Origin of the sequence: Salinicoccus jeotgali, from assembly GCF_039538805.1 — a bacterium.
GTDB lineage: Bacteria > Bacillota > Bacilli > Staphylococcales > Salinicoccaceae > Salinicoccus > Salinicoccus jeotgali.
Map to the genome: position 1 here is coordinate 25,663 of NZ_BAABCK010000062.1, position 8,715 is coordinate 34,377.

Here is an 8,715-nt window from a genome sequence, read left to right on the forward strand (position 1 = left end):
TCATTCACGCCCAGCGTCTTGTTTGCGGAACACTTCATACATCAGCAGAGCAGCTGAGACCGATGCATTAAGACTGGTAATATGGCCGATCATAGGAATCTGGACGATGAAATCGCATTTTTCCAGAGTCTTTCTGCTGATCCCCTTGCCCTCGCTCCCGACCACCAAGGCGATATTCATATCTGCTGACATTTCCCGGTAATCCATGTTGCCTCTGCCTTCACTTCCGACGACCCAGAATCCCTGATCCTTCAAGGTATCAATTGTCTGGTTGATGTTCGTCACCCTTACGACCGGCACATGTTCAATTGCCCCGGTGGATGTTCTTGCGACGGTATCTGTAAGTTGGACGGAGCGGCGATTTGGTATGATCACCCCGTCAAAACCGGTCGCATCACATGTCCTGAGTATAGATCCGAGATTATGTGGATCTTCCAGGCCATCCAGGATAATCACGTTTGAACGTTTGCCCGCCACTTTTTCCAGCAGCGTCTCAAGCGCCATATATTCGTGCGGGCTGCCCATCGCCACAACACCTTGATGCCGTTCATCAGTCATACCGTCGAGCTTCGTCTTCGGTACTGTCTGCACGACGATTTTCTTTTTTCTGGCGGCATCCAATATATCCTTGATCTGTCCTTTATTGACGGAATCCTGGATGAACACCTTATTGATCTCCGTTTCTCCCTGCAGGGCTTCCCTTACTGCGTGGCGTCCTGCAATCACTCCATTAGTCATCTTTATCCCTCCCGATTTCCAATATGATGGCCATAAGCGCATCGATCCGGCTAGTGTTGCCGGAAAGATGGAGATGCCCGATCAATGCCTCGAGCCCGGAAGCATTGCGGTAATCCTTTATGGTTGCGTTCTTGGCCCTTGTGGCACTTGATTTATTACGCGCCTTTCTGGCAATGTCCCACTCCGCTTCCGTCAGTTCATTCTTTCGGAGATAATCCAGTGCACGCGCCTGCGCGGAGGCATTTACCATCCGGTTGGCCGCCTGATGGAGCGCATCCGGCTTCAAGTACGGATTGGCAGCCAAAAGGTGGCTCCTCACATAGACGGAATAGACGGCGTCACCCACGAAGGCAAGCGATAAGGGCTGCATCGTTTCAAGCTTGCGATCATCCACGCCTGAACCTCACACCTTCCTTGGTGTCCTCCAGGATGATGCCCTGCGCCTTCAAGTCGTCCCTGATTGCGTCGGCGCGCTTGAAGTCACGGCTCTGCCGCGCCTCATTGCGCTCTGCTATTAGCGCTTCGATGTCTTCATCAAGCAATACTTGTTCTTCTTCCAGGCCAACACCAAGCACTTCGCTGTAGCTGTCGAACGCCTCGATGAAACGCATGAGCGTCTCTTTGCATGTCGTCTGGCGGCGCATGTATTTATTCAATTCCGATGTCAGATCGTGCCAAGCACTGATTGCGTTGGCGGTATTGAAATCGTCATCCATGTGCGCTTCGAATACTTCGAGGTTCTGTTCTATAAGGCGATGGACTGCTTCGTCTCCTTCATTACCCACTGCACTGTCCAGACGTTCCTTAGCCTTCGCATAGCTAGACTGGATGCGTCTGAGTCCATTCTCCGCAGCCTGCACCAGTTCCCTGTTATAGTTTATCGGGTTGCGGTAGTGCACACTGATCATGAAGAAGCGTAGTACGTCCGGATCGATTTCTTTCAGGATGTCGTGGACCAGTATGAAGTTGCCGAGGGATTTCGACATCTTTTCGTTGTCGATATTGATGTAGCCGTTATGCATCCAGTAGTTTGCAAACGTCTCATCGGTCATGCATTCACTTTGGGCAATTTCATTTTCGTGGTGTGGGAACGTAAGGTCTTGGCCGCCTGCATGTATGTCGATCGTATCACCCAGGTGGCGCCTTGCCATGACGCTGCACTCAATGTGCCAGCCCGGCCGGCCTTCGCCCCACGGTGAATCCCACTTTATCTCATTCGGCTTCGCTTGTTTCCACAGTACGAAGTCAAGTGGGTCTTCCTTCTTTTCACCCGCGTCGATCCTCGCGCCAACTTTCAGGTCATCAACCGACTGATGGGACAGTTTACCGTAATCTTCGAAAGAGCGTGTATGGAAGTAGACGTCGCCCTCCGATTCATAGGCATGCCCTTTGTCAATCAGCACTTTGATGAATTCGATGATGTCATCCATATGATCCATGACACGAGGATGCGCTGTGGCCTTCTTGACGTTCAACGCGCCCGTATCCTCAAAGAACGCCTCTATGAAACGCTCCGCAATGACAGGCACTTCTTCTTTCAGTTCATTGGATGCCTTGATCAGCTTGTCATCAACATCCGTGAAATTGGAGACGTAGTTGACTTCATATCCCTTGTACTCCAGATAGCGGCGGACGGTGTCGAAGGCGATGGCAGGGCGGGCGTTACCGATATGGATATAGTTGTACACGGTTGGTCCGCACACGTACATCTTGACCTTCCCTGCTTCGAGCGGTTCGAATGTCTCTTTTCTCCTTGTGAGTGAATTAAATATCTTTATCATTTTCAACATCTCTCCTGAATTCTTTTATTTCGTCCTCCAGTGCACGGATCTTCTCCTGGAGTGGGTCTGGGAGGCTGCTGTGTTCGAAGACCTGTCCCCTCCTTACCCTCTCCCCTTTCTGTTTGACCACCTGGCCCGGGATGCCGACCACTGTCGAGTGTGGCGGGATATCCTTCAGCACTACGGAGTTCGCTCCCACTTTTGAGCATTCCCCGATGCGAATATTGCCGAGCACCTTCGCTCCGGTCGCGATCAGCACGAAATCATCGATGTCTGGATGCCGTTTCTTTTCTTCCTTACCCGTACCGCCGAGGGTGACCCCCTGGTAGATTGTTACATCATTACCGATGCGGCATGTCTCCCCGATCACTGTGCCACTACCGTGGTCGATGAACAGACGCCGCCCGATTTCTGCGCCCGGGTGTATTTCGATGCCGGTGAAGAAGCGGCTGATCTGGGAAATGATCCGGGCCAGGCTGGTGGCGTTCCTTCTATAAAGGCGATGGGCCAACAGGTGGCTCCATACTGCATGTAAACCTGAATAAGATAAGAAGACTTCCCACCTGCTCTTTGCTGCCGGGTCCAGCTCCATAACCATATCGATGTCTTCTTTCATTCTGCTGAACATATGTCATCCTCCTATATTAAAATGGCCTCTGTCCATATATGGACAGAGGCGCATCATGCACGGTTCCACTCTGTTTGCAGCTTTAGCTGCCACTTGAATATTCATATCAACATTACAGAGGGCAGTTCTGATCGATAGACGGTTATCCTTTCAGCAGCCGGATAATCTCTTATTTCCGCTCAATGACCATACTCGGGGTCTCTGTTGTAATAATCATAAGGTATTGATTCACAGGGTGCAACAAGTTTGCTTATTTTATGTCAGCTTCTGAATTCTGTTAAGCGTCTTTTCCTTGCCGATGAGCGCAATGGCGTCCGGCAGTTCCGGCCCACGCGTCTGGCCGGTCACGGCGACACGGATCGGCATGAAAAGTTTCTTGCCTTTATAGCCCGTTGATTTCTGGACATCTTTTATTGCAGCTTTGATCGCTTCAGGGGTGAATGTTTCAAGGTCACTGAAACGGGCATGGAGCGCCGCCATCAGCTCAGGTATATGCTCCTGCGAGATCACTTCGTTGGCCGCCTCGTCAAACTCAATCTCTTCTTTGAAGAACTGTTCAGACAGCGTTGTGATTTCTCCTGCAAAACTCATCTGCTCCTGATACAGGGCAACAAGTTTACGGGCCCACGCCAGCGACTCTTCGGAAGCATTCTCTTCAAGCAAGCCCTCTTTTACAAGGTGCGGCAATGCCATATCAAAGACAGTTTCCGTGTCTTTTTCTTTCATGTACTGGTTGTTGATCCAAGTCAACTTCTGCTTGTCGAAGAATGCAGGTGATTTCGACAGGCGCGTTTCATCAAACAATTCGATGAATGCTTCTTTGGAGAATATCTCCTCTTCCCCTTCAGGCGTCCATCCGAGCAGGGCGATGAAGTTGAAGAGGGCTTCCGGCAGATAGCCGAGTTCTTTATATTGTTCAATGAACTGGATGATGGAGCCGTCCCTTTTGGACAATTTCTTCTTCTCTTCGTTGACTATGAGGGTCATGTGGCCGAATTTCGGTTCTTCCCAGCCCATTGCTTCATAGATCATCTGCTGCTTCGGTGTGTTGGAGATGTGGTCATCTCCCCTGAGTACATGCGAGATTTCCATCATATGGTCATCGACCGCCACTGCGAAGTTATAGGTCGGTACGCCGTTCTTCTTCACAATGACCCAGTCGCCGATGCCGTTTGAATCGAAGGATACTTCACCTTTGACGATGTCATCGAATTTATATGTCTTGTCGGCGGGCACGCGGAAGCGGATGCTCGGTTCCCTGCCTTCATCGATGAAAGCCTGCTCCTCCTCAGGCGTGAGGTTGGCGTGCTGGCCGCCATAGCGTGGCATCTCACTGCGGGCGATCTGCGCTTCCCGTTCTGCCTCAAGCTCCTCTGAAGTCATATAGCAACGGTATGCTTTATTTTCTTTAAGCAGCTGGTCGATGACCGGCTGGTAGATGTGCTGCCGTTCTGATTGGCGATATGGGCCATAGCCGCCATCGCGGTCGACGCTCTCATCCCATTCGAGCCCGAGCCACTTGAGGTAGTGCAGCTGGGACTCCTCGCCCCCTACTATGTTCCTCGAAGTATCGGTATCTTCGATGCGGATGATGAAATCGCCGTCATAGCGGCGGGCAAACAGATAGTTGAACAGTGCAGAACGTGCGTTTCCGATATGCAGATAGCCTGTCGGGCTCGGTGCATACCTTACTCTTACTTTACTCATGGTCATTCCTCCGTTTTTCTATTAATACTACAGCCTCAGAAGCGATGCCCTCGCCCCTGCCTGTGAATCCGAGTTTTTCGGTCGTCGTCGCCTTGATGTTGACGTTGTCCACCGACGTCTCAAGAAGAGACGCGGTAACCTCGCGCATAGCATCGATATGCGGTCTGAACTTCGGCGCCTCAGCCATTATGACGGCGTCGATGTTCCCTATGATATATCCTTTTTCGTGCATCATCCCCACTACTTCTCCAAGCAGCACTTTCGAGTCCATATCCTTGAAGGCCTCATCCGTGTCCGGGAAAAACTTGCCGATATCGCCAAGCGCAAGCGCCCCGAGTATCGCATCGGCAACGGTATGGAGCAGCACATCTGCATCAGAATGCCCTTTAAGTCCGCGGTCGTGCGGGATATCAATGCCGCCGACGATCAGCGGGCGGCCTTCTTCAAATGCATGCACATCAAAGCCGTGTCCAATCCTTAACATGTCATCCCTCCCTTTTATTCATGATGGATTCTGCCACTTTCAGATCTTCCCTGGTCGTTATCTTAATATTATCATATGTCGACGGGGTGACATGGACGCTTACGCCCAACGCTTCCACCATCATTGAATCGTCGGTGACCGACAGTTCGTTTTCCAGTGCATTCCGGTAGGCGGACACCAACAATTCGTAGTCGAACGCCTGAGGGGTGTGGACCGCAACCACCCGGTCACGGTCGATGGTCGCCTCGACGGTGCTGCCATCTATGCGCTTCAACGTATCTTTCGGCTTCACTCCGCAGATCACTGCCTTATGGACCGGCACCGCTTCCTTCAGATGGGTAAGCGTCTCTTTTGAAACAAAGGGCCGGGCGCCGTCATGGACGAATACGTAATCTGCCGGTTCAATCGCGCTGAGCACGTTATATATGCTGTGCTGCCGCTCTTTCCCACCTTCGATTATGCCCCTGACTTTTGTGCATCCTGCCAAGATCTCATGGAGGGTGTCGATTTCATTCTTGCGGCCGGCAAGATAAATGGCGTTGCAGTCTGGGTCCGCCTCAAATTTCTCCACGGTCATGCGTATGACCGGCGATTCACCGAGGGGGATGAAGATCTTGTTATAATCCGTGTTCATCCTGCTTCCCATGCCGGCAGCCGGGATGATTACTGTGTATTTCATCATTTCCTCACTCTCTTTGCAAACACGATACGTCCTGAATTGGTCTGGAGCACACTGACGACTTCCACGGTGATGGTTTTGTTGATGTCTGCCTTGCCATCTTCAACGACCACCATTGTACCGTCTTCCAGATATCCGACGCCCTGGTTTTCTTCCTTGCCCGTCTTTGATACGAGCAGGCTGAACCGATCCCCTTGGATGACGGCCATTTTGATGGCATCGGAGAGCTCATTTACATTGAGTACTTTTATCTGGTGGAGCTGGCACACCTTATTAAGGTTATAATCGGTCGTTATGATGGCACCTTTTTCAGCCTTTGCAATTTCAATCAGCTGGTGGTCTACATCAAGCTTGTCATACTCGACGTCCCTGATTTCAACCTCGGCCGCATTCTGCTTCTGCAGGGCATTCAACATATCCAGGCCCCGCTGCCCCTTATCACGCTTGATCGGGTCGGTGGCGTCGGCGATCAATTGGAGTTCGTCAAGCACGAATTGCGGGATGACAAGCACACCTTCAATGAAGCCGGTTTTTGCTACATCCACTATTCTACCATCTATGATCGCACTCGTATCAAGGAATTTTTTATGGTTCCTATATTCTTTTTCTTTAGATTTAGAGAAGTTGCCCGGCAGGAAATCAAGCACCTCGCCGAATTTCTTGAGCCCAATCTGAAACCCGAGGTATCCGAGGATCACAGCCACTATAAACGGGACGATGTCGCGGACTATGGGAATGTCCATGGCATTTATCAAAAGGGATATCAAAACAGCAATCAGCAGTCCGATAAGCGTCCCCAATGTAGCGGATACAATCTCTGCAAGACTCCGGTTCAAGATGAGGCCCTCGCTCCGTCTTATGAGACTTTCGACTTTGGGGAGGGTCCATGAGAAGAAGACGAGAAAAAGAAGCAGACCCGAAAGCCCGAAGACGAGCACATTGTCCAAGATGAGCGGAACGTCCCAAGGCAGAATTTGAAATATTAAAGGCATCAGCCAGACACCTAAGGAAATCCCGATCAATACATACAATACATAGAGCAGGTATCGCAACATAACCATTCACCTCCTGTTTTATTTGGATATCGCCATCTTCAGGGCATCCTTCAGATTGCGCACACTTACAACTTCTATACCATCCGGCACATTCAAGCCACTCATGTTGGAAGCTGGGATGACGGCGCGGTTGAAGCCAAGCTTGGCAGCCTCCTGCAGACGCTGTTCTATTTTGGTGACCCGCCTGACTTCGCCGGTCAATCCGACCTCTCCGATAAAGCAGTCGTCCCCTCTTATCGAGGCGCCCTTGAAGCTCGAAGCGATGCTGACGACGATGCTGAGGTCGACTGCAGGCTCATCGAGTCGGACGCCACCGGCCACTTTGATGTAGGCGTCATGCTGCTGCATAAGCAGCCCTTCGCTTTTCTCGAGCACCGCCATGAGGAGTGATAGGCGGTTATGGTCGACGCCGGTCGCCATGCGTCTTGGGTTGTGGAAATGGGTCGGCGTCACAAGCGCCTGGACTTCAACCAACAGGGCGCGAGTACCTTCCATGGTGGCCACGATCGCTGAACCTGGTACATTCTTCGAACGCTCTTCAAGGAATATTTCAGAAGGGTTGAGCACTTCTTTGAGGCCTTCATTCTTCATCTCGAACATGCCCATTTCATTCGTCGATCCGAAGCGGTTTTTGACGGCACGCAGCATCCTGTAGGTATGGTGCTGATCCCCTTCAAAGTAAAGGACCGTATCCACCATATGTTCAAGCAGCCGCGGGCCGGCAATCTGCCCATCTTTCGTCACATGCCCGACGATGAATGTTGCGATGTTGCCGCTTTTGGCGATATTCATGAGACTTTGGGTACATTCCCTGACTTGCGCCACACTGCCCGGGGCGCTCGTCACATCCGGATTGAAGATGGTCTGGATCGAATCGATGATGAGGAAATCGGGGTCCAGCCGCTTTATTTCGTCGTGGATGTAGTAGAGGTTCGTCTCGCTGTAGACATTGAGGTTGTCGCTTGATTCCAGCAGACGGTCCGCCCGAAGCTTGATCTGTTCTGTCGATTCCTCGCCTGAAACATACAGCACTTCGTGTTTCTCGGATAGGGCGAGGGCCGTCTGCAGCAGGATGGTCGATTTGCCGATGCCCGGGTCCCCGCCGATCAGAATCAATGAGCCGTTCACTACGCCCCCGCCGAGCACCCGGTCGAACTCGGGACTTTGCGTCTTCGTCCTTGGCGTGTGGCTTTTCTTGACCCGTTCAAGTTTCTGGCTGCGTTGTCTGGTGTCGGATTCCACCTTGCCGAAAGTTCCCCTGCCCTTTGTTTCCTTATGGACGATCTTTTCCTCCATCTGGTTCCAGGCACCGCAATTCGGGCATCTGCCCATCCATTTCGGCGATTCATGTCCGCAGGCCATGCATTCAAAAACATTTTTCGCTTTCGCCATATATAAGCCTCTCCTGTAGTTCGATTTTATTATTATATAGTGTATAACTATTACATGTAATTTTAAAGTGGTAGCCATCAGAACCACCATTCTGGATAGAATATGAAGAAAAAGGCCGGGCGGTGGATCTGATCTGAACCCTACCAAGTTGACAGATGAAATAATATAAATGTTTCCCGCCTGAGAATGGAGATTCTCAGGCGTTTTTCTATGCCGCCAATGCCCTGAATTCCAGCGGACTCAATCCCTTG

General features: G+C 51.2%; 9 protein-coding genes. All 9 read right to left on the reverse strand.

Annotated elements, in window-relative coordinates; genetic code table 11:
• Positions 1-738 carry a 23S rRNA (guanosine(2251)-2'-O)-methyltransferase RlmB gene (gene rlmB, locus ABD734_RS09125; RefSeq protein WP_344703568.1) on the reverse strand — a complete coding sequence of 246 codons (738 nt, stop codon included), beginning with the start codon at positions 736-738 and terminating at the stop codon, positions 1-3.
• The gene (locus ABD734_RS09130) at positions 731-1,132 is read right to left on the reverse strand and encodes a Mini-ribonuclease 3 (protein WP_344703570.1); all 402 of its coding nucleotides are present in this window, start codon (positions 1,130-1,132) and stop codon (positions 731-733) included. The genes rlmB and ABD734_RS09130 overlap by 8 nt, the downstream gene beginning before the upstream one ends.
• Complete coding sequence (gene cysS / locus ABD734_RS09135; protein ID WP_344703571.1) at positions 1,125-2,519, reverse strand: cysteine--tRNA ligase; 1,395 nt, start codon at positions 2,517-2,519, stop codon at positions 1,125-1,127. The genes ABD734_RS09130 and cysS overlap by 8 nt, the downstream gene beginning before the upstream one ends.
• On the reverse strand, positions 2,503-3,147 hold the full coding sequence (cysE, locus tag ABD734_RS09140) for a serine O-acetyltransferase (RefSeq protein ID WP_344703573.1): 645 nt from the start codon (positions 3,145-3,147) through the stop codon (positions 2,503-2,505). The genes cysS and cysE overlap by 17 nt, the downstream gene beginning before the upstream one ends.
• A 255-nt stretch (positions 3,148-3,402) precedes the next feature.
• Positions 3,403-4,854, reverse strand: a complete 1,452-nt coding sequence (gene gltX / locus ABD734_RS09145; RefSeq protein ID WP_344703575.1) for a glutamate--tRNA ligase — start codon at positions 4,852-4,854, stop codon at positions 3,403-3,405.
• Positions 4,847-5,338, reverse strand: coding sequence for a 2-C-methyl-D-erythritol 2,4-cyclodiphosphate synthase (ispF, locus tag ABD734_RS09150; RefSeq protein WP_344703577.1), 492 nt, complete (start codon positions 5,336-5,338; stop codon positions 4,847-4,849). Before ispF ends, gltX begins: the two co-directional genes overlap by 8 nt.
• 1 nt (position 5,339) lies before the next feature.
• A complete protein-coding gene (ispD, locus tag ABD734_RS09155; protein ID WP_344703579.1) occupies positions 5,340-6,020 on the reverse strand; it encodes a 2-C-methyl-D-erythritol 4-phosphate cytidylyltransferase in 681 nt (226 codons plus the stop codon).
• Positions 6,017-7,072 carry a PIN/TRAM domain-containing protein gene (locus ABD734_RS09160; protein ID WP_344703581.1) on the reverse strand — a complete coding sequence of 352 codons (1,056 nt, stop codon included), beginning with the start codon at positions 7,070-7,072 and terminating at the stop codon, positions 6,017-6,019. Before ABD734_RS09160 ends, ispD begins: the two co-directional genes overlap by 4 nt.
• An 18-nt stretch (positions 7,073-7,090) precedes the next feature.
• A complete protein-coding gene (gene radA, locus ABD734_RS09165) occupies positions 7,091-8,464 on the reverse strand; it encodes a DNA repair protein RadA (RefSeq protein WP_344703583.1) in 1,374 nt (457 codons plus the stop codon).
• Positions 8,465-8,715: the final 251 nt, after the last annotated feature.

Bases quoted from the DNA above. Each gene is read 5' to 3' on its own strand.
- rlmB (WP_344703568.1), bottom strand. From the start codon at position 738: ATGACTAATGGAGTGATTGCAGGACGCCACGCAGTAAGGGAAGCCCTG.
- ABD734_RS09160 (WP_344703581.1), bottom strand. From the start codon at position 7,072: ATGTTGCGATACCTGCTCTATGTATTGTATGTATTGATCGGGATTTCC.
- cysS (WP_344703571.1), bottom strand. From the start codon at position 2,519: ATGATAAAGATATTTAATTCACTCACAAGGAGAAAAGAGACATTCGAA.
- gltX (WP_344703575.1), bottom strand. From the start codon at position 4,854: ATGAGTAAAGTAAGAGTAAGGTATGCACCGAGCCCGACAGGCTATCTG.
- ispD (WP_344703579.1), bottom strand. From the start codon at position 6,020: ATGATGAAATACACAGTAATCATCCCGGCTGCCGGCATGGGAAGCAGG.
- ispF (WP_344703577.1), bottom strand. From the start codon at position 5,338: ATGTTAAGGATTGGACACGGCTTTGATGTGCATGCATTTGAAGAAGGC.
- cysE (WP_344703573.1), bottom strand. From the start codon at position 3,147: ATGTTCAGCAGAATGAAAGAAGACATCGATATGGTTATGGAGCTGGAC.
- radA (WP_344703583.1), bottom strand. From the start codon at position 8,464: ATGGCGAAAGCGAAAAATGTTTTTGAATGCATGGCCTGCGGACATGAA.